Source organism: Amycolatopsis sp. NPDC004747, assembly GCF_053601335.1.
In genome coordinates this window covers 11738-31625 of the sequence record NZ_JBSGBQ010000024.1, presented here as the reverse complement: position 1 = coordinate 31625, position 19888 = coordinate 11738, and the positions used below count along the sequence as shown (strand labels likewise).

General features: G+C 72.1%; 20 protein-coding genes. 15 read left to right on the top strand and 5 right to left on the bottom strand.

Features of this window, described 5'->3' with window-relative positions; all coding sequences use genetic code 11:
* The first annotated feature begins 3 nt into the window (after nt 1–3).
* Both ACWEGE_RS32445 and ACWEGE_RS32440 read left to right on the top strand, forming a co-directional pair.
* Nucleotides 4–975 carry an alpha/beta hydrolase gene (locus ACWEGE_RS32445; protein ID WP_449664262.1) on the top strand — a complete coding sequence of 324 codons (972 nt, stop codon included), beginning with the start codon at nt 4–6 and terminating at the stop codon, nt 973–975.
* Between the two features lie 17 nt (nt 976–992).
* Nucleotides 993–2213: a lipase family protein gene (locus tag ACWEGE_RS32440; protein WP_449664261.1), complete on the top strand. Its 1221-nt coding sequence runs from the start codon at nt 993–995 to the stop codon at nt 2211–2213.
* Between the two features lie 60 nt (nt 2214–2273).
* Here ACWEGE_RS32440 and ACWEGE_RS32435 read toward each other — a convergent pair whose 3' ends face one another.
* On the bottom strand, nt 2274–2933 hold the full coding sequence (locus tag ACWEGE_RS32435; protein WP_449664260.1) for a cutinase family protein: 660 nt from the start codon (nt 2931–2933) through the stop codon (nt 2274–2276).
* 177 nt (nt 2934–3110) lie between these two features.
* Nucleotides 3111–3788, bottom strand: a complete 678-nt coding sequence (locus ACWEGE_RS32430) for a TetR/AcrR family transcriptional regulator (RefSeq protein WP_449664259.1) — start codon at nt 3786–3788, stop codon at nt 3111–3113.
* 142 nt (nt 3789–3930) lie between these two features.
* Here ACWEGE_RS32430 and ACWEGE_RS32425 point away from each other — a divergent pair, with 142 nt between their 5' ends.
* From ACWEGE_RS32425 to fgd, 8 genes are all read left to right on the top strand, one after another.
* Complete coding sequence (locus ACWEGE_RS32425; RefSeq protein ID WP_449664258.1) at nt 3931–5145, top strand: PucR family transcriptional regulator; 1215 nt, start codon at nt 3931–3933, stop codon at nt 5143–5145.
* Between the two features lie 78 nt (nt 5146–5223).
* Nucleotides 5224–5991, top strand: coding sequence for an SDR family oxidoreductase (locus ACWEGE_RS32420; RefSeq protein WP_449664257.1), 768 nt, complete (start codon nt 5224–5226; stop codon nt 5989–5991).
* Nucleotides 5988–6857 carry an SDR family oxidoreductase gene (locus tag ACWEGE_RS32415; RefSeq protein WP_449664256.1) on the top strand — a complete coding sequence of 290 codons (870 nt, stop codon included), beginning with the start codon at nt 5988–5990 and terminating at the stop codon, nt 6855–6857. Before ACWEGE_RS32420 ends, ACWEGE_RS32415 begins: the two co-directional genes overlap by 4 nt.
* Nucleotides 6857–7597, top strand: a complete 741-nt coding sequence (locus ACWEGE_RS32410; RefSeq protein WP_449664255.1) for an enoyl-CoA hydratase family protein — start codon at nt 6857–6859, stop codon at nt 7595–7597. Before ACWEGE_RS32415 ends, ACWEGE_RS32410 begins: the two co-directional genes overlap by 1 nt.
* Complete coding sequence (locus ACWEGE_RS32405; RefSeq protein ID WP_449664254.1) at nt 7587–8450, top strand: CoA transferase subunit A; 864 nt, start codon at nt 7587–7589, stop codon at nt 8448–8450. Before ACWEGE_RS32410 ends, ACWEGE_RS32405 begins: the two co-directional genes overlap by 11 nt.
* On the top strand, nt 8447–9178 hold the full coding sequence (locus ACWEGE_RS32400) for a CoA-transferase subunit beta (protein WP_449664253.1): 732 nt from the start codon (nt 8447–8449) through the stop codon (nt 9176–9178). The genes ACWEGE_RS32405 and ACWEGE_RS32400 overlap by 4 nt, the downstream gene beginning before the upstream one ends.
* Nucleotides 9175–10230, top strand: coding sequence for an NAD(P)H-dependent flavin oxidoreductase (locus ACWEGE_RS32395; protein ID WP_449664252.1), 1056 nt, complete (start codon nt 9175–9177; stop codon nt 10228–10230). The genes ACWEGE_RS32400 and ACWEGE_RS32395 overlap by 4 nt, the downstream gene beginning before the upstream one ends.
* A 2-nt stretch (nt 10231–10232) precedes the next feature.
* Entirely contained in the window at nt 10233–11237 is a 1005-nt protein-coding gene (gene fgd / locus ACWEGE_RS32390; protein WP_449664356.1) for a glucose-6-phosphate dehydrogenase (coenzyme-F420), read from the top strand.
* Nucleotides 11238–11253: 16 nt separating this feature from the next.
* Here the strand turns inward: fgd and ACWEGE_RS32385 are convergent, their stop codons facing one another.
* From ACWEGE_RS32385 to ACWEGE_RS32375, 3 genes are read right to left on the bottom strand one after another with little or no spacing between them, the layout of a single operon-like run.
* Nucleotides 11254–12405, bottom strand: a complete 1152-nt coding sequence (locus ACWEGE_RS32385; protein WP_449664251.1) for an acetyl-CoA C-acetyltransferase — start codon at nt 12403–12405, stop codon at nt 11254–11256.
* Between the two features lie 9 nt (nt 12406–12414).
* A complete protein-coding gene (locus ACWEGE_RS32380; protein ID WP_449664250.1) occupies nt 12415–13176 on the bottom strand; it encodes an SDR family oxidoreductase in 762 nt (253 codons plus the stop codon).
* On the bottom strand, nt 13173–14318 hold the full coding sequence (locus ACWEGE_RS32375) for an acyl-CoA dehydrogenase family protein (protein WP_449664249.1): 1146 nt from the start codon (nt 14316–14318) through the stop codon (nt 13173–13175). The genes ACWEGE_RS32380 and ACWEGE_RS32375 overlap by 4 nt, the downstream gene beginning before the upstream one ends.
* A gap of 82 nt (nt 14319–14400) precedes the next feature.
* Here ACWEGE_RS32375 and ACWEGE_RS32370 point away from each other — a divergent pair, with 82 nt between their 5' ends.
* The 5 genes from ACWEGE_RS32370 to ACWEGE_RS32350 are packed head-to-tail and all read left to right on the top strand — an operon-like array spanning nt 14401 to nt 19865.
* Complete coding sequence (locus ACWEGE_RS32370; protein WP_449664248.1) at nt 14401–15933, top strand: FadD3 family acyl-CoA ligase; 1533 nt, start codon at nt 14401–14403, stop codon at nt 15931–15933.
* On the top strand, nt 15930–16775 hold the full coding sequence (locus tag ACWEGE_RS32365; RefSeq protein ID WP_449664247.1) for an enoyl-CoA hydratase: 846 nt from the start codon (nt 15930–15932) through the stop codon (nt 16773–16775). The genes ACWEGE_RS32370 and ACWEGE_RS32365 overlap by 4 nt, the downstream gene beginning before the upstream one ends.
* The gene (locus tag ACWEGE_RS32360) at nt 16775–17905 is read left to right on the top strand and encodes an acyl-CoA dehydrogenase family protein (protein ID WP_449664246.1); all 1131 of its coding nucleotides are present in this window, start codon (nt 16775–16777) and stop codon (nt 17903–17905) included. Before ACWEGE_RS32365 ends, ACWEGE_RS32360 begins: the two co-directional genes overlap by 1 nt.
* Nucleotides 17902–18819, top strand: coding sequence for an acyl-CoA dehydrogenase family protein (locus tag ACWEGE_RS32355; protein WP_449664245.1), 918 nt, complete (start codon nt 17902–17904; stop codon nt 18817–18819). Before ACWEGE_RS32360 ends, ACWEGE_RS32355 begins: the two co-directional genes overlap by 4 nt.
* Nucleotides 18816–19865 (top strand): acyl-CoA dehydrogenase family protein, encoded by a 1050-nt coding sequence (locus ACWEGE_RS32350; RefSeq protein ID WP_449664244.1) that lies wholly within the window; start codon nt 18816–18818, stop codon nt 19863–19865. Before ACWEGE_RS32355 ends, ACWEGE_RS32350 begins: the two co-directional genes overlap by 4 nt.
* Nucleotides 19866–19888: the final 23 nt, after the last annotated feature.

Here is a 19888-nt window from a genome sequence, read left to right as displayed (position 1 = left end):
TCTATGAAGCGGATCGCCTTGCTGGCGCTGTCCGTCGTCCTCCTGATGGCCGGTGCCGTGGCGCCCGCCCAGGCGAGCCCGGCCGTGGCCGACGACGGCGCGAAGGTCGTCCAGGAAACCTGGCTGGACGCCCGGACCGTCGACCTGCAGATCAGTTCGCCCGCCCTGGGCACCACCGGGATGGTGCGGCTGATCGTGCCGTCCGGCTGGGCGGCCCAGCCCACCCGCACCTGGCCGGTGCTGTACCTGCTGCACGGCTGCTGCGAGCCGGTCGACTACCGCTCGTGGGACCAGTTCACCGACGTCAAGGCGTTCACCGCGGCCAAGGACGCCCTGGTCGTGATGCCGACGGACGGGGCGGCGGGGATGTACACGAAGTGGTGGAACTTCGGCCTCTGGAACACCCCGGACTGGGACACCTTCCACACCGCCGAAGTGCGCCAGATCGTCGAGCGCGGCTACCGCGGCGGCACCCGCCGCGCGGTCGCCGGGCTGTCGATCGGCGGGTACGGCGCGATGGCCTACGCGTTCAAGCACCCGGGGATGTTCGGCGCGGCTGCCTCCTACAGCGGGGTGCCGAACACGCTCTACCCGGGGCTGCCGGTCTGGATCATCGGCATCCTGGCGCGCGCCGGGTTCTACAGCTACCTCAACCTCTGGGGCGATGCGTTCGGCGCGCCGGTGCTCTGGACGGCCAACAACCCCTACGACCACGTCGACCAGCTGCGCGGCACCGCGCTCTACGTCTCCTGCGGCAACGGGCAGACCGGGCCGCTCGACCCGCCCAACCAGGCCGACTTCCTCGAGTCGACGGCGGAAATGTCGTCCCGCAGCTTCACCGACCGCCTGCGGACCGCCGGCATCCCGGTGACCGTCGACTACTACGGGCCCGGCACCCACAGCTGGCCGTACTGGCAGCGGGCCCTCCACCAGTCCTGGCCGGTCCTGGCCGGCGCGCTCGGCCTCCCGGCCTGAGCGGTTCCCTTTCCCCGATGGAGGTTGTGGTGAAGCATGCTCGACGTCGCGCCGTGCTTTCGGCGCTCCTGACCTGCTGCCTGGTGGCGCTCGGCGTCGCGGCGGCGAACCCGCCCGCCGGGGCGGCACCGCTGCTGCCCGGGCCGTTCGACGACTCCTTCTACACCCCGCCGTCCCCGCTGCCTGCCGGCAAACCGGGTGACGTGATCCGCTGGCGGCCCGCGGTGCCGCTGCTGAACGCGCTCAACGCCGACGCCTGGCAGGTCATGTACCTGTCGACCAACGCGCTCGGCAACCGGAACGTGGTGACCGGGACGATCCTCGTGCCGAAGGGCGTGAACCCGGCCACGGCGCCGGTCATCGGCTACGCGGTGGGCACGCAGGGCCCGGCGTTCAAGTGCACGGCGTCCAAGGCGATGGAACGCGGCACGCTCTACGACCAGCCCGCCATCAACGACTCGCTGTCCAGCGGCTACGCGGTCGCGGTGACCGACTACGAGGGCTATTCGCCGACGACGGTGCCCACCTACATCACCGGGCAGTCCATGGGGCCCGCCGTGATCGACTCGGTGCGGGCGGCGCAGGACCTCCCGGCGGCCCGGCTTTCGAAGAGCGCCAAGGTGATCTTCCAGGGCTACTCGCAGGGCGGCGGCGGATCGATGTGGGCGGGCGAAAAGCAGCCTGCATACGCGCCGGAGCTGAACGTCGTCGGCGTCGTCGCGGGCGGGGTGCCCGCCGACCTGACCGAGGTCGCCAAGGGCCTCGACGGGTTCATCGGCTTCGGGTTCCTGGCCTTCGCCTCCGTCGGGCTCGACGCCGCGTACCCGGACCTGAAGCTGGATTCCTTCCTCAACGACACCGGCCGCCGGCAGCTGAACGACGCGAAGAAGAACGCGTGCGTCGCCGAACTGCTGCTGAACTACCCGTTCAAGAAGATCAGCGACTACACCACGGCCAACCCGCTGAACACCCCGGTGTGGCAGGCGCGGCTGGCGCAGAACAAGCTGGGCGCGCACCCGCCGCGGGTGCCGGTGTTCCAGTACCACGCCGCCGTCGACGAAATCGTCAACACGCCGCAGGCGGAGACGCTGCACCGGGCGTACTGCGCGGCCGGCGTGCGCGAGCAGTGGACGACCTACCTCGCCGAACACGCGAGCGGGATCTTGGCCGGCAACGCCGACGCACACCAGTGGATCGTGAAGCGGTTCAACGGCGAAACGGCGCCTTCGAACTGCTGAGGGAAACCCGTGAATGCCCCATCGAGTCACTCGATGGGGCATTCACGGGTTTCGGAGCGGTCAGACCTTGCTCGCGGCGAAGTCCGCCGCGTCGCCGGCGTTGCCGCCGTAGCTCAGGTGGGCCAGGATGTTGGCCCCACCGGCCTGGCAGATCGGGTCGCCCTGAGCGCAGTAGTCCTTGGTGCGGCCGGCGTAGGTGCCGGTGACCGAGCGGCCGATCGAGCGGATCGGGTTGCCGAACAACAGGATCGCCGCGATCCGGGGCGCGAGGTCGGCGGGGATGGTCGCGACGATCGGGCCGCCGACGACCGCGCCGTCACTGCTGATGCCGATCGAGTTGTCGACGACGTTGGCGCCCTGGGAGTACCCGACCAGGACGAACCGCTGACCCGGGCAGGCCGCGGCCTGCGTCCGCACGTGGTTCACCAGGTCGGTGTTGCCCTTCTGCACCGACGCGGGCTCGTTGAGATCGGCCGGGTAGTCGACGCGGTAGCTGCTCACCGTCCGTGGGCGGAGCCGGTTCTGCACGGCCGAAAAGACCGGGTCGCCGACGATGATGCCCAGCGTGCCGGGCTCACCCGTGCCGCGGGCCACGGGCACGTCGATGTCGCTGCAGGACGCGGCCGAAGCGGCCGGCGCGGCGGCCACGGTGAGCCCGGCGGCCACGAAGCCGGCCGCGGCCGCGGCGGAAAGCAGGCGTTTCTGGGAGACGCGAATCATGGCTGATACCACCTCGTTGTGGGAAAAGGGCAGGCAAGCCATTTCCGCGGGGTGCGGAAATATCCTGCTTCGCTTGCGGTTTTCGCAGCGTCGCAGTGGTTGCCGGACCCGGCAAGAGGTGATTCCCCGGATCGCCGGGAATTGTTCAGCCGGTGACAAACAGTCCGATGTGGACGCTCAGGTGGCGCACTGCCCGGCCGGGCGGGTGCTGTCGAAGCGCTCCAGCAGCGCGGGGTCCAGCCCGCGCAGCGCGGCCATGACGAACCCGGTGGCCAGTTCGCCCGCGGCGATCGGGTCGAGGCCGGGGGAGTGGGAAACGTGCATCGCGGCCCGCCCGACCAGGCCCACCATCATCTCGCCGAGCAGGTCCGCGCCGGGACCGATCGGGCGCCCGTGCGCGCGCAGGTGGTCGCGCACCTGCCCGATCACGTGGGTGGCGATGGAGTCGGCCAGCGCGCGGCGCTCGTTCGACATCTCGTCGACGGCGGAGTCGAACAGCAGCCGGAAACTCTCCGGGTGGGCACCGGCGTAGCCGAACATGGCCATCACCGACAGCCGGACGCGTTCCTCCAGCGGGCGCGCGTGTGCCGTCTTGTACTCGTTCAGCACCCAGGCGTGCAACGCGGCGACCTCCCGCCGGACGGTGGTGCGGAAAAGGGCCGCCTTGTCGCCGAAATGCGCGTAGAGCGTGGGCTTGGTGGAATCGGCGCGGTCCGCGATCAGCCCCATGGTGGCTTGCGCGTACCCGCGCTCGGCGAACACCGCGCGGGCGGCGTCGAGCAGCTCGTCGTCGGTGGGCCGGGAGGCCGGGCTGCGGCGAGCGCTGGATCGATCAGGAGGACTCGGCCGGCTCATGGAGGTGTACTGTACGGACTCCTTGCTTTACTGTCCGGTAAAGCAAGCTCTCTGACCTCCGGGGCTTCGCCCCCGGGCCGGGGCTCCGCCATCCGGACCCCCGAAAGCGCTCCGATCGCCGTCTCCCGGTGGAGGAACCGTGGTGTCCCGCGACAGTGCTCGGCAACCGGTCCCGGCGCAACGGGACGCCGGCGAGGAAGTTCTCCGGCGCCGGGAGCTGGCCGCGCTCATGCGCCCGGCCCTGCCGGCGCTGGCGGACTGGATCGTCCGGGAGGTCCTGCGCGCGGTCCCCGTCTACGCCCGCCCGGGCGACGGTTCCTACGGCCGCGTGACCCGGCACGCCGTCGAGTGCGCGGTCGAGCTCTTCGTGGACCTGGTCGAGGATCCGCTGGCCTCCCGCGACCGGCTGTACGAGACGTGCCGGCGGCTCGGCGTCGGCGAGGCCCGCGAGGGCCGGACCCTCGACGACCTGCAGGCGGCCTACCGCGTGGGCACCCGCGTCGGCTGGCGCTGGATCATGCGGCTGGGCCGGCGGCACCGGCTGTCGTCGGCAGCCATGGCACAGCTGGCCGAGATGCTCTTCGGCTACGCGGACGAGCTCGCCCGGATGTCGAGCCGCGGCCACCGCGAGACGTGGGCGGAGATCGAGGGCACCCGGGTGGGCCTGCGGCGGCGGCTGCTGCGGCTGCTGACCGGGCCGGGCACGGTCCCGGACGCGGTGCTCGCCGAACTCGCGGCCGCGGCGGGCTGGCCGGTGCCCCGCCAGGTGGTGGCGGTCGCCGCCGAAACGACGGTGGGCACGTCGTGGGGTCCCGACGTCCTCGCCGACCTCGACCCGCCGCAGCCGTACCTGCTGCTGCCCGCCCCGGTGGACGCGCGGGCGCTGACGCGGCTCGGCACCCGCGTCGCGGTCGGGCCGCCGACGGACGTCGGTGCGGCGGCGCATTCCCTGCGCTGGGCGCGCGCCGCGCTGCGGCTGGTAGCCGAGGGTGCGCTCCCGGACGCGCCGGTGACGTGGTGCGCCGACCACCTGACGGAGCTGTGGCTGCTGTCGGACTCGCCGCTGGCCGAGCAGGTCGCCCGGCGGGAACTGGCTCCGCTCGAGCAGTTCCCGGAGCGGACGCGCCGCCGGCTGGGCGAGACCCTGCTGTCTTGGCTGCAGAACGGCGGCAACTCCGAGAAGATCGCGGTCGACCTTTCGGTGCACCCGCAGACGGTCCGCTACCGCGTGCGCCAGCTGAAGCAGGCCTTCGGCGATCGCCTCGACGACCCGGACGCGCGGTTCGCCATGCAGGCCGCGCTGCGCGCGTCGGGGCTGCGGATCACGAGGAACGAGTTCTCCTCTCCCGAAGCGTAGGAGGCCGTCCGGCTCACCTCCCCACCTTGTCCCCAGCGAGAACATGTTCTAGTTTTGGGGACGGAAGGTGGTGTGCCGGTGAAGACGGAGCTGGGCCTGGCCGGGACGGTGGTCCTGGTCACCGGAGGCGTCCGCGGCGTCGGCCGGGGCATCGCCGAGGTGTTCCTCGCCCACGGCGCCCACGTCGTGGTCTGCGCGCGGCGGGAGGCGCCCACGGAGGCGGAGTTCGTCACGTGCGACGTGCGCGAGGAGACGCAGGTCGCGGCGCTGGTCGACGGGATCGCCCAGCGGCACGGCCGGCTCGACGTCGTGGTCAACAACGCGGGCGGGGCGCCGTACGTGCCGGCGGCCGAGGCGTCGCCGCGGCTGCACGAGAAGGTGGTGCAGCTCAACCTGCTGGCGCCGCTGCTGGTCGCGCAGCACGCGAACGCGGTGATGCAGCGGCAGGACTCCGGCGGTTCGATCGTGATGATCTCCAGCGTGAGCGGGACCCGGCCGTCGCCGGGGACGGCGGCTTACGGCGCCGCCAAGGCCGGGCTGGACAACCTGACCGCGAGCCTCGCCGTGGAGTGGGCGCCGAAGGTGCGGGTGAACGCGCTCGACGTGGGGATGGTGCGGACGGAACAGGCGCACCTGCACTACGGGAGCGAGGCGGCGGTCGAGGCGGTCGGGAAGACCGTCCCGCTCGGCAGGCTCGCCGAGCCGGCGGAAATCGGGCACTGCGCCGCGTTCCTGGCCTCCGGCCTGGCTTCCTACGTTTCCGGCGCGACGTTGCGCGTGCACGGCGGAGGAGAGGTCCCGGCGTTCCTCGCCGCGGCCGACGTCAACCATCGGGAGGATTCGTGAGCGGGTTGTGCCAGGACCGGGTGGTCGTGGTGACCGGTGCCGGGCGGGGCATCGGGCGGGCGCACGCGCTGGCGTTCGCGGCCGAGGGCGCGTCCGTGGTGGTGAACGACGTGGACGCCGACGCGGCCGCGGAAGTCGCCGAGGCCGTCGGGGAGCGGGCGGTGGCGAACTCCTCGGACGTGGCCGACTGGGCCGGTGCGAAGGAGCTGGTCGGCACCGCGATCGAGCGGTTCGGGCGCCTGGACGTGCTGGTCAACAACGCGGGTTTCGTCCGCGACCGGATGCTGGTCAACCTCGGCGAGGACGAGTGGGACGCGGTGGTCCGGGTCCACCTCAAGGGCCATTTCGCGCCGCTTCGGCACGCGGCCGAGCACTGGCGGGCGGAAGCGAAGGCCGGGCGCCCGCCGCAGGCCCGGGTGATCAACACCAGTTCCGGTGCCGGGCTGCTCGGCAGCGTGGGACAGGGCAACTATTCGGCCGCGAAGGCGGGGATCGCCGGGCTGACGGTGGTCGCGGCGGCCGAGCTGGCTCGCTACGGCATCACGGTGAACGCGATCGCGCCCGCGGCGCGGACGCGGATGACCGAGGCGGTGTTCGCGTCGATGGCCCGGCCGGACACCGGTTTCGACGCGATGGCGCCGGAGAACGTGTCGCCACTGGTGGTGTGGCTGGGCAGCGAGGAATCCGGCCACGTCACCGGCCGGGTGTTCGAGGTCGAGGGCGGGAAGGTCTCGCTGGCGCAGGCCTGGCGGCACGGCCCGGTCGTGGACAAGGGCGAGCGCTGGGACCCGGCCGAGCTCGGCCCGGTGGTCAAGGAGCTGCTCGAGCAGGCGCCCGAGCCCGAACCCGTGTACGGAGCGAGCTGATGGGCATCCTGACCAAGCGGGACGGCCACGTCGAGGTCGTCACGGTCGACTTCCCCCCGGTGAACGCGCTGCCGGTGCGGGGCTGGTTCGACCTGGCCGACGCGATCACGCAGGCGGGCCGGGACCCCGAGGTGCACGTGGTGATCCTCCGCGCCGAGGGCCGGGGCTTCAACGCGGGCGTGGACATCAAGGAGATCCAGCGCAGCGAGGGCTACGACGCGCTTGTCGGCGCCAACCGGGGCTGTTATGCCGCGTTCGGCGCCGTCTACGACTGCGAGGTCCCGGTGGTCGCCGCGGTGCACGGGTTCTGCCTGGGCGGCGGGATCGGCCTGGTCGGCAACGCGGACGTGATCATCGCCTCGGAAGACGCGACCTTCGGCGTGCCGGAAGTCGAGCGGGGTGCGCTGGGCGCGGCGACGCACCTCGCGCGGCTGGTGCCGCAGCACCTGATGCGCACCTTGTACTTCACCGCCCGGAAGATCACCGCCGCCGAGCTGCACGCGCACGGCTCGGTGTACCGGGTCGTGCCGCGCGCGGAACTCGACGGAACGGCCCTGGAGATCGCCCGGGACATCGCGGCCAAGGACCCGCGGGTGATCCGGGCGGCGAAGGAGGCCCTGAACGGCATCGACACCCAGCAGGTGCACCGCAGCTACCGCTTCGAGCAGGGCTTCACCTTCGAACTGAACCTGCTCGGGGCGTCCGACGAGGCTCGCGAGGAGTTCTTGAATGGCCGATAAGCGCACGACCGCCGACGAGGTGGCGGCCGAGCTGAAGGACGGCATGACCGTCGGGATCGGCGGGTGGGGTTCCCGGCGCAAGCCGATGGCCCTGGTCCGGGCGATCCTGCGCACCCCGGTGCGGGACCTCACCGTCGTCTCCTACGGCGGGCCGGACGTCGGCCTGCTCTGCGCGGCCGGCAAGGTGAAGCGGGTCGTGTTCGGGTTCGTGACGCTGGATTCGATCCCGTACGACCCGTGGTTCGGCCGCGCCCGCGAGACCGGCGCGATCGAGGTCACCGAGTACGACGAGGGCATGTTCGGCACGGCGCTGTCGGCGGCGATGCAGCGGCTGCCGTTCCTGCCGACGCGCGCCGGGCTCGGCTCCGAAGTCATGCGCGCCAACCCGCACCTGCGCACCGTGCGTTCGCCGTACGACGACGGCGAGGAGCTCGTCGCGGTCCCGGCACAGCACCTCGATGTGGCGCTCGTGCACCTCAACCGCGCGGACGCCCGCGGCAACGCCCAGTACCTCGGCCCGGACCCGTACTTCGACGAGCTGTTCGGCCTGGCCGCCGAGCGGTGTTTCGTGTCGGTGGAAAAGGTCGTCGACACGGACGAGCTGCTGGCCGGCGGGCCGGTGCAGTCGCTGCTGCTCAACCGGGGCAGCGTCGACGGCGTCGTCGAGTCCCCGCGGGGAGCGCACTTCACGACGGCGGTGCCGGACTACGGGCGGGACGAGCGGTTCCAGCGGCACTACGCGGCCTGTGCCAAGGACCTCGAGGCGTGGCCCGGGTTCGTGGACCGGTTCCTGTCCGGCGGCGAGGAGCAGTACCTGTCCGAAGTGGACAAGTTCGAGGCGGAGGCGGCATGAGCGCGACCCGGGCCGAGATCGCCGTGGTGGCGGTGGCCGAGCTGTTCCGCGGCGACGGCGAGATCCTGGCCAGCCCGATGGGCTTCATCCCGCAGCTCGGCGCGAAGCTCGCGCGGCTGACCTTCGAGCCGGACCTGCTGCTGTCCGACGGCGAGGCCCACCTGGTCACCACGGACGGCGTGGTCGAGGGGTGGCAGCCGTTCCGCAAGATGCTCGACACGATCGTCCCGCACGGGCGGCGGCACGTGCTCATGGGCGCCAACCAGATCGACCGGTACGGCAACCAGAACATCTCCGCCATCGGCGACCACGCCCGCCCGGCCAAGCAGCTCCTCGGGGTCCGTGGCGCGCCCGGCAACACGATCAACCACCGCACGAGCTACTGGGTGCCCCGGCACAGCGCCCGGGTCTTCGTCGAGAGCGTGGACGTCGTGTCGGGGGTCGGCTACGACAACGCGGCCAAGGCCGGCGCGTCCGCGCAGAAGTACCACGACGTGCACCGGGTCGTGTCGAACCTCGGCGTGTTCGACTTCGGCGGCCCGGACCACGCGATGCGGGCGGTGTCGCTGCACCCGGGCGTCACCCGCGAGGACGTCGTGGCGGCGACGGCGTTCGAGATCGACTTCACCGGTACCGGGACCAGCCGGGAGCCGACCGGCGAAGAGCTGCGGCTGATCCGCGCGGTGCTCGACCCGAAGACCCTGCGGGACAAGGAAGTTCCGGCGTGAAGACCGCACTCACCCGGCTGGCCGGGGTCGAGCACCCGGTCGTGCAGACCGGGATGGGCTGGGTCGCCGGGCCGCGGCTGGTCTCGGCCACCGCGGAAGCCGGGGCGCTCGGCATCCTGGCGTCGGCCACGATGACCTTCGGCGAGCTGGAAGCGGCGATCACCGAGGTCAAGAAGCGGACGGAGAAGCCGTTCGGGGTGAACCTCCGTGCCGACGCGGCCGACGCCGGCGAACGCGTCGACCTGCTGATCCGCGAAGGCGTGAAGGTCGCATCCTTCGCACTCGCCCCGCGGAAGGAGATGATCGCGAAGCTGCGGGACCACGGGATCGTGGTCATCCCGTCGGTCGGGGCCGCCCGGCACGCGGAGAAGGTCGCCGCCTGGGGCGCGGACGCCGTCATCGTCCAGGGCGGCGAGGGCGGCGGGCACACCGGGGGCGTGGCCACCACGCTGCTGCTGCCCTCGGTGCTCGACACGGTCGACATCCCGGTCGTGGCCGCCGGCGGGTTCTTCGACGGGCGCGGGCTCGCCGCCGCCCTCGCCTACGGCGCGGCCGGGGTCGCGATGGGCACCCGGTTCCTGCTGAGCAAGGAAAGCACGGTCCCCGACGAGGTCAAGCGCCTCTACCTCGAGCAGGGTCTCACCGGGACGGTCGTCACCAGGCGGGTCGACGGCCTCCCGCACCGCGTGCTGCGCACCGAGCTGGTCGACCGGCTCGAACGCACCGGCCGGATCCGCGGCCTGGCCCAGGCCGCCCGCAACGCGCTGCGCTTCCGGAATATCACCGGCCTGTCCCCGGTTGCGATGCTGCGAGAGGGCTTCGCGATGAAGCACGGCAACGATCTGACGTGGAGCCAGCTGGTCATGGCGGCCAACACCCCGATGCTGCTGCGGGCGGGACTGGTCGAAGGCCGGACGGACGCGGGAGTGCTAGCGTCGGGACAGGTGGTGGGCATGATCCACGACCTGCCCACGGTGGCGCAGATCGTCGAGGGCGCGGTGGCCGAGGCAGGTGAGATCCTGCGGCGGCTCGGCCGGGAAACGGGAGGATGACGGTGGGTTTGAAGGTCGGGTACAAGGCGTCTGCGGAGCAGTTCGGGCCGCGGGACCTGGTCGAGTACGCGGTGCGCGCCGAAGAGGTGGGGCTGGACTCGGTGTGGGTGTCCGATCACTTCCTGCCGTGGCGGCACGAGGGCGGGCACGCGCCGTGGGCGCTGGCCTGGATGCCGGCGGTGGCGGAACGCACGAAGCGGGTGCAGATCGGGACGAGCGTGCTGACCCCGACGTTCCGGTACAACCCGGCGGTGATCGCGCAGGCGTTCGCGACGATGTCGCTGCTGTCGAACGGCCGCGTGATCCTCGGCGTCGGCACCGGTGAGGCGCTGAACGAGATCGCCGTCTCGGGCCGCGAATGGCCCGAGTTCAAGGAGCGCTTCGCCCGGCTGCGCGAGTCGATCAAGCTGATCCGCGAGCTGTGGACCAGCGACAACGTGAACTTCAAGGGCGACTACTACGAGCTGGTCAACGCCAAGATCTACGACCGGCCGGAGCAGCCGGTGCCGGTGTACATCGCGGCCGGCGGCCCGGTGGTGGCCAAGTACGCGGGCCGCTCGGGCGACGGGTTCATCTGCACCTCGGGCAAGGGCATGGACCTCTACACCGAGAAGCTGATGCCGGCGGTGAAGGAAGGCGCGGAGGCGGCCGAGAAGACCGTCGAGGACGTCGACCGGACGATCGAGATCAAGATGTCCTACGACCGCGACCACGAGAAGGCGCTGGAGAACACCCGGTTCTGGGCGCCGCTGTCGCTGACGGCGGCGCAGAAGCACACGGTGTCGAGCGCCGAGGAGATGGAGCGGCTGGCCGACGAGCTGCCGATCGAGCAGGTCGCCAAGCGCTGGATCGTCGCCTCCGACCCGGACGAGGCCGTCGCCCAGATCAAGCCGTACCTGGACGCGGGCCTCAACCACCTCGTCTTCCACGGCCCGGGCCACGACCAGGAGCGGTTCCTGACCCAGTTCTCCGAGGACGTCCTGCCGAAGCTGCGCGCGCTCGGCTGATCAGCGCTGTTCGACGTCACAGCCGTTCGATGATGGTGACGTTGGCGGTGCCGCCGCCTTCGCACATCGTCTGCAGCCCGTAACGTCCCCCTCGGCGCTCCAGCTCGTGCAGGAGCGTGGCGAGGAGCTTGGTGCCGGTGGCCCCGATCGGGTGGCCGAGGGCGATCCCGCCCCCGTTCACGTTGACCCGGCCGGGGTCCGCGCCGGTCTCGTCCAGCCAGGCCAGGACCACGCTGGCGAACGCCTCGTTGACCTCGAACAGGTCGATGTCGCCGATGTCGAGCCCGCTCTTGCGCAGGGCGTGCGCGGTGGCCGGGATCGGCCCGGTCAGCATCCACACCGGGTCCGCCGCGCGCACCGACAGGTGGTGGACGCGCGCCCGCGGCGTCAGGCCGTGCTCCTGCACGAACGCCTCCGAGGCCAGCAGGGCCGCGCTCGCGCCGTCGGAGATCTGGCTGGCCACCGCCGCCGTCAGCCGTGAGCCCTCGCTCAGCGGCTTCAGGCCGCGCATGCGCTCCAGGCTGGTGTCGCGGCGCGGGCCTTCGTCGTGCCGGAACTCTTCCACCGGCACGGTTTCCGCGTCGAAGCGGCCTTCGTCGATCGCGGCCAGCGCCCGCTGGTGGCTGCGCAGCGCGTACTCCTCCATGGCCGCACGGCTGATGTCCCAGTGCTCGGCGATCATGTCGGCGCTGCGGAACTGCGACACTTCGGCACTGCCGTAGCGCTCCTGCCAGCCCTTCGAACCGGAGAACGGGTCGTCGAAGCCGTACTCGCGCCCGGCCAGCATGGCCGCGCTGATCGGGATGCGGCTCATGTTCTGCACACCACCGGCCAGCACCAGGTCCTGGGTGCCCGACATGACCGCCTGGGCGGCGAAGTGCACGGCCTGCTGGCTCGACCCGCACTGCCGGTCGACCGTCACGCCGGGCACGTGGTCCGGGAAGCCCGCGGCCAGCCACGCGGTGCGGGCGATGTTGCCTGCCTGCGGGCCGAGCGTGTCGGTGCAGCCGAGGACGACGTCGTCGACCAGGTCCGGGTCGACGCCGGCGCGGGCGACGACGGCCTTGATGACGTGCGCCGCGAGGTCCGCGGAGTGCCAGCCGGACAGTGCGCCGCCGCGCCGGCCGACGGGGGTGCGGACCGCGTCGAGGAGGAAGGCTTCGGGCACGGGGACTCCCTAGGGGTGCTGGCTGCTGACGGAGACGACTTCGCCGGTGAGGTAGGAGGCGTAGTCGCTGGCGAGGAAGACCATGACGTTGGCGACTTCCCACGGCTCGGCGGCGCGGCCGAAGGCTTCCCGCTTGGTGAGGTCTTCCAGGAGGTCGTCGCTGGTCACCTTGGCGAGGAACGGGTGCATGGCGAGGCTGGGCGCGACCGCGTTGATCCGGACGCCGTGCTCGGCCGCGTCCAGCGCGGAACAGCGGGTCAGGGCCATGACTCCGGCTTTCGCGGCGGCGTAGTGCGCCTGACCCGCTTGGGCGCGCCAGCCGATCACCGAGGCGTTGTTGACGATCGCCCCGCCGCCGCCTTGGGCGACGAACTGCTTCAGGGCCGCCCGGGTGCAGCGGAACGTGCCGTTCAGCGTGATGTCCAGGACGCGTGACCACTCGTCGTCGGTCATCTCGAGCACGGACTTCGTGCCGCCGAGCCCGGCGTTGTTGATCATCACGTCGACGCGGCCGAAGTGCTCCACCGCGCCGTCGACCAGGGCCTGGACCTGGTCTTCCCGGGTGACGTCGCACGGAATCGCGTGGACGTCACCGAGCTCGGCGGCCTTCTCCTTCAGCCGCCGCTCGTGCCAGTCGCTGATGACGACGTTCGCGCCTTCTTCGAGGCACCGCTTCGCCACGGCCGACCCGATGCCGGTGCCCGCGGCGGCGGTGACCACCACGGCTTTCCCCTGGAGGAGGTCGTGGCCGGGTGGGTACTGGGGGATCACGGGCGGGCCTCCCGGGGTAGGCCGAGGACGCGCTCGGCGATGATGTTGCGTTCGATTTCGTCGGAGCCGCCGTAGATGGTGTCGGCACGGGTGAACAGGAACAGCCGCTGCCACTCGTCGAGTTCGGTGCCGTCGGCGACCATCGACCGCGCGCCGCGGGCCCGCATGGCCAGCTCGCCCAGCCCGCGGTGCCACTGCGCCCACAGGAGCTTCCCGACGGCGACCTCCGGTCCGGCGGCCCGGCCGAGCGTCCGCAACGCGTGGGCGCGCAGGACGCGCAGGCCGATGCGGGCGCGGGTGAGGTCGGCGCGCAGCAGCGGATCGTCGTAGGTGCCGAGGCGTTTCGCTTCGGCGGTGATGTCGTCCAGCTCGCGGCGGAACCCGATCTGCTGGCCCAACGTGGAGACGCCGCGTTCGAAGCCGAGGGTGGCCATGGCGATCTTCCAGCCCTCGCCCGGCTCGCCGACGAGGTGGCCGGCGGGGGCACGGGCGTCGTCGAAGAAGACTTCGTTGAACTCCGAGGTGCCGGTGAGCTGCTGGATGGGCCGGATCGTGACGCCGTCCTGGCGCAAAGGCACCAGCAGGTAGGAGAGGCCGTGGTGGCGCCGGGAGCCGGGTTCGGTGCGGGCGACGACGAAGCACCAGTCGGCCACGTGCGCCAGTGAGGTCCAGATCTTCTGGCCGTTGAGCACCCATTCGCCGTCGCGGAGCACCGCGGTGGTGGAGACGGCGGCGAGGTCCGAGCCGGCGCCGGGTTCGGAGTAGCCCTGGCACCAGAGTTCTTCGACGGCGACGATCTTGGGCAGGAACCGGGCTTGCTGCTCGGCGGTGCCGAAGGCGATCAGGGTCGGGCCGAGCAGCTGCTCGCCGATGTGGTTGACCCGCGCGGGCGCTCCCGAGGCGGCGTATTCCTCGTGGAAGGCGACCTGCTCGGCCAGGGACAGGCCGCGGCCGCCGTGCTCGACCGGCCAGCCCACGCACGTCCAGCCCGCGGCGGCGAGGTGGCGCTCCCACGCCAGGCGCAGCTCGAACTCCTCGTGCTCCCGCCCCGGGCCGCCGAGACCGCGCAGGCGGGCGAACTCGCCGGTCAGGTTGGCGGTGAGCCAGCCCGCGACCTCACGGCGGAATCCCGACGGTTCCACGCACGCCTCCTTGCTGCCGGGCCGGTCCGGCACCTAGGGTAATGAGAACACGTTCTACTTTGCCGGTCCAGAGGAGGCTGTGGTGGGACAGACCACGATCCCGGCCGTCGTCCGCGATGCCGCCGCGAAGTTCGGGTCCGCGGAGGCCTTGGTCGACGGCCCGGTACGGCTCGGCTTCGACCAGCTTCTGGAACGTGTTCAGACCGTCGCGAGGGCGTTCGCCGCCGGCGGGATCCAGGTCGGTGACCGGGTGGCGGTCGCCCTGCCCAACACCCACCACTGGGTCGTCTCGGCGCTGGGGGCCCTCTACGCGGGCGCGGTCCTGATCCCGGTCAACACCCGGTTCACCGCCGTCGAGACGGTGGACCTGCTCGTCCGCGGCCGGGCGAAGGCGCTCGTCGTGGCCGCCGACTTCCTCGGCACCGACCGGTACGCCGCCATCCGGGACACCGGCACCGAGCTGCCCGACCTCGGCACGGTCGTCCGGGTGCCGCTGCAGGAGCCGCACCGGCCGGTCGAAGGCACGCTGGGCTGGGACGAGTTCCTCGCCACGGCCGAGCGCGTCCCGCCCGCCGAAGCCGAGGCCCGCGCGGACGCCGTCGGCCCGGACGACGTCAGCGACATCCTCTTCACCTCCGGCACCAGCGGCCGCTCCAAGGGCGTGCTCTCGGCCCACCGCCAGACGGTCGACGTCGCCGCCGGGTGGGCCGAGTGCGGCCAGGTCACCGCGGACGACCGGTACCTGGTGATCAACCCGTTCTTCCACAGCTTCGGCTACAAGGCCGGCATCGTCGTGTGCCTGCTGACCGGCGCGACGATCGTCCCGCAGGCGGTGTTCGACGTCCGCGAGGCGCTGAAGGTGATCGAACGGGAGCGGATCTCGGTGCTGCCGGGCGCGCCGACGGTCTTCCAGTCCCTGCTGCACGAACCGCGCAAGGGCGACCTGTCGTCGCTGCGGCTCGCGGTCACCGGGGCGGCCAGCGTACCGGCGTCGCTCGTGCGCCGGATGTGGTCCGAACTCGGGTTCGAAACCGTCCTCACCGCCTACGGCCTCACCGAAGCCGTGATGGTGACGATGTGTCGCCCCGGCGACTCCGCGGACCTCATCGCGAGCACGTCCGGCCGGGCGACCGCGGGCTTCGAAGTGGCGATCCAGGGCTCGCCGGGCGAGATCGTCCTGCGCGGGCCGAACGTGATGCTCGGCTACCTCGACGACCCCGAGGCGACGGCCAAGGCGATCGACGAGCAGGGCTGGCTGCACACCGGAGACGTCGGCGAACTCGACGCCGACGGCAACCTCACCATCACCGGCCGGCTCAAGGACATGTACATCTGCGGCGGCTTCAACGTCTACCCGGCCGAGGTCGAGAGCGCGCTGACCGAGCTGCCCGGTGTCCGGGACGTCGCCGTGGTCGGCGTCCCGGACGAGCGGATGGGCGAGGTCGGCAAGGCCTTCGTCGTCGGCACCGGGCTGACCGAAGAGGCGGTGCTCGCCTTCTGCCGCGAGCGCCTGGCCAACTACAAGAACCCGAAGTTCGTGGCGTTCGTCGGCGAACTGCCCCGCAACGCTTCCGGCAAGGTGCTGAAGCGGCTGCTGACCGAGGAGAAGGCATGAGTGAAACGGTGGTCCGGTCGCAGCGGCGGGGGCCGGTCGCGGTGGTGACGATGAACCGGCCGGAGTACCGCAACGCCCAGAACTCGGCGATGACCTACGCCCTCGACGACGCCTTCACCGACGCGGTGAACGATCCCGAGGTGAAGGTGATCGTCCTGGCCGGGGCGGGGAAACACTTCTCGGCCGGGCACGACATCGGCACGCCGGGCCGGGATGTGGACGTCCCCTTCGACCGGCGGGCGGTGCTGTGGTGGGACCACACCGACAAGGCCGGCGGTGACCAGCGGTTCGCCCGCGAGTCCGAGGTGTACCTGGGGATGTGCCGCCGGTGGCGGGAGATCCCGAAGCCGATGATCGCCAGTGTCCAGGGCGCGTGCATCGCCGGTGGGCTGATGCTGGCCTGGGTCTGCGATCTGATCGTGGCTTCCGACGACGCGTTCTTCGCCGACCCGGTGGTGCGGATGGGCATCCCGGGCGTCGAGTACTTCGCCCACCCTTGGGTGCTCGGGCCCCGCGCGGCCAAGGAGGTTCTCTTCACCGGCGAGCGGTTCACCGTTCAGCAGGCCAAGGAATGGGGGATGGTCACCCGGATCGTCCCGCGCGCCGAGCTGGAGGAGCGCACCCTCGAACTCGCCGAAAAGATCAGCGGTATGCCGCAGTTCGGGCTGGCCCTGGCCAAGAAGGCCGTCAACCAGGCCGAGGACCTGATGGGGATGCGGTCCGGGATGGACTCGGTGTTCGGGCTGCACCACCTGGCGCACGCCCACAACGCGGAGACCTCGGAGGATGCGCTGGGTGGTCAGTCGGCGCGGTCGATGCGTGACGCGAACAAGGGGGCGTGATGGACCTCGACATCGACGAGGCCTCGGCCGCCTTCCGTGACGAAGCCCGGGAGTGGCTCGCTTCCCACGTCCGTTCGCTGCCGTCGATGGACACCGCGGAAGGGTTCGCGGCGCACCGGGAGTGGGAGGCCGAGCTGGCCGAGGCCCGCTGGTCGGTCGTGTCGTGGCCGCGGGAGTACCACGGCCGGGACGCCTCGATGCTGCAGTGGCTGTTGTTCGAGGAGGAGTACTACGCGTCCGGGGCGCCGGGGCGGGTGTCGCAGAACGGGATCTTCATGCTGGGGCCGACGTTGTTCGCGCACGGCACCCGGGAGCAGCGCGACCGGATCCTGCCCGCGATGGCCACGGGCGAGCAGGTGTGGGCGCAGGCCTGGTCCGAGCCCGAGGCGGGCAGCGACATCGCCGCGTTGCGCAGCACCGCGGTGCGCACCGACGGCGGCTGGCTGCTGTCGGGGCAGAAGACGTGGAGCTCCCGGGCCGCCTTCGCCGATTGCGCGTTCGGGCTGTTCCGGACCGACCCGGAAGCCCAGCGCCACCACGGGTTGACCTACTTCATGGCCGACCTGCGGGCCGAGGGGGTGACGGTCCGGCCGATTCCGCAGCTGGACGGTGAGCCCGGGTTCGCGGAGATCTTCTTCGACGCCGTGTTCGTGCCCGACGAGGACGTGATCGGCGAGGTGGGGCAGGGCTGGCGGGTCGCCATGACGACGGCCAACAACGAACGCGGCCTCTCGTTGCGCAGCCCCGGCCGGTTCCTCGCCGCGGCCGACCGGCTCGTGCAGCTCTGGCGTTCGAGCGGCGAGCCGCCGTCCACCCGGGACAGGGTGGCGGATGCGTGGATCGGCGCGCGGGCGTACCAGCTCTACACGTTCGGCACGGTCAGCCGCCTTCAGGACGGCGGAGAACTGGGGCCGGAGTCGAGCGTGAACAAGCTGTTCTGGTCCCACCTGGACGTCGAGCTGCACGAAACCGCGCTCGACGTGCTCGGTCCGGCCGCGGAAACCGACCAGGCCTGGGTGAACGGCTACCTGTTCTCCCTCGCCGGCCCGATCTACGGCGGCACCGACCAGATCCAGCGCAACACCATCGCCGAACGCCTGCTGGGCCTGCCGAGGGAGGCTCGCCGATGAAGTTCCAGCTCTCGCCGGAGCAACGGCAGTTCGCCGCGACGCTGCACGACCTGCTGGGCGGGGCGGGCACCGCGGCCGCCGCCCGGGCCTGGGCGGCGGGGGAGCACGACCGCGGCCTCAAGCTCTGGCGCGCGCTCGCCGACCTCGGGGTCTTCGCGCTGCTGGTGGACCAGGACCACGGCGGCCTCGGCGCGGGCCCGGCCGACCTGGTGGTCGCCTGCGAAGCGCTCGGCTACCACGCCGTCCCGGGCCCGCTCGTGGAGACCGCGGCGGTCGCCCCCGCGCTGCTGACCCGCGACCGGCTCGCCGCCCTCGCCGAGGGCGACCTCGTGGCCACCGTCGTCGCGCCGCCGGAAGTGCCCCTGGCCCTCGACGCCGACATCGCGGGCGTGGTCCTCGACCTCACCGGAGCCGAACTCACCGCCGAAGCCGGGCCCGTGCGCTCGATCGACCCGCCCCGCCGGTTGTTCCGGGTGCCGGGTGCGGCCGGCCGGGGAAGCGGCACCGCGTTCGACCGCGGTGTCCTGGCCGTGGCCGCCCAGCTGCTCGGGGCGGGGCAGTGGCTGCTCGACACGTCGGTGGCGTACGCGAAACAACGACGGCAGTACGGCCGGGCCATCGGCGAGTACCAGGCGGTCAAGCACCTGCTCGCCGACGTCGTCACCCGGCTCGAACTGGCCCGGCCGCTGCTCTACGGCGCGGCCGTCGCCGGCGGGACCTTCGCCCGGGACGTCTCCGCGGCGAAGGTGCTGGCCGGGGACGCCGCTCTCCTCGCCGCGCGGACCGCCCTGCAGGTGCACGGCGCCATCGGCTACACGGCCGAGCACGACCTCGGCCTCCGGCTGACGAAGGTGCGGGCGCTGGCCGGGGCCTGGGGCACCGGGTCGTTCCACCGCGCCCGGGTGCTGCGATGACGGACCCGATGGAGACCGACGAAGCCCGGGCGCTGCGGGACGCCGTCCGGGCCCTGCTGACGCGCCGGTCGGGGCCGGAGGCGGTGCGGGCCGCGATGGCCTCGCCGCTGGGCTACGACGACAAGCTGTGGTCGACGCTCTGCGAGCAGATCGGCGTCGCCGCGCTGGCGATCCCGGAGCGCTACGGCGGCGCGGGTGCCGGGCTCGCCGAGGCGTGCGTCGTGCTGGCCGAACTCGGCCGGACGCTGACCCCCGCCCCGATGCTGGGCTCGGCGGTGCTGTGCGGCGGGGCTTTGCTGCGCACGGGGAACGACGAGGCCTGCGAGCGGCTGCTGCCGGGCATCGCCGCGGGCACCACATTGGCGGCGCTGGCCTGGTCCGATGTGGACGGACCGGGGCCGCCGGCCCTGCGTTCGTCGGCCGGCGCCCTCGAGGGCCGCGCGCACTACGTCCTGGACGGCGACCTCGCCGACGTCCTGCTCGCGGTGGCCCGCACGGACGACGGCGTGGGCCTGTTCGAGGTCCCGCTCGAAGGGGTGCGCCGCTCGCGCGTGACGAGCCTCGACCCGGGCCGCCGGCTCGCGGTCGTCGAGTGCGCGGCGACCCCGGCCCGCCGCCTCGACACCGGCGGGTTCGCCGAGCAGCTCCCGCGGCTGCGGGACACGGCGGCGGTCGCCGTCGCCGCGGAGCAGACCGGGGCGGCCGTGCGGGCGTTGGAGCTGACGGTCGAATACACCAAGCAGCGCCGCCAGTTCGGCCGCCCGATCGGATCGTTCCAGGCGTTGAAGCACCGGATGGCCGACGTGCACGTCCACGTCGAAGCGGCCCGCTCGGCGCTCTACGCGGCCCTGGTGGACGGCGACGCCGAGGCGGTCGAGACCGCCGAGCTGGTGTGCGGCGAGGCGTTCACCCACGCGGCGGCCGAGATGATCCAGCTCCACGGCGGCATCGCGATCACCTGGGAACACGACGCCCACCTGTACTTCAAGCGCGCCCACGGGACGGCCCTGCTCTTCGGCGGCGCGGGTTCGCGGCCGGGTTTGTGAGCTGCGGGGGAGGTACTCGCTGC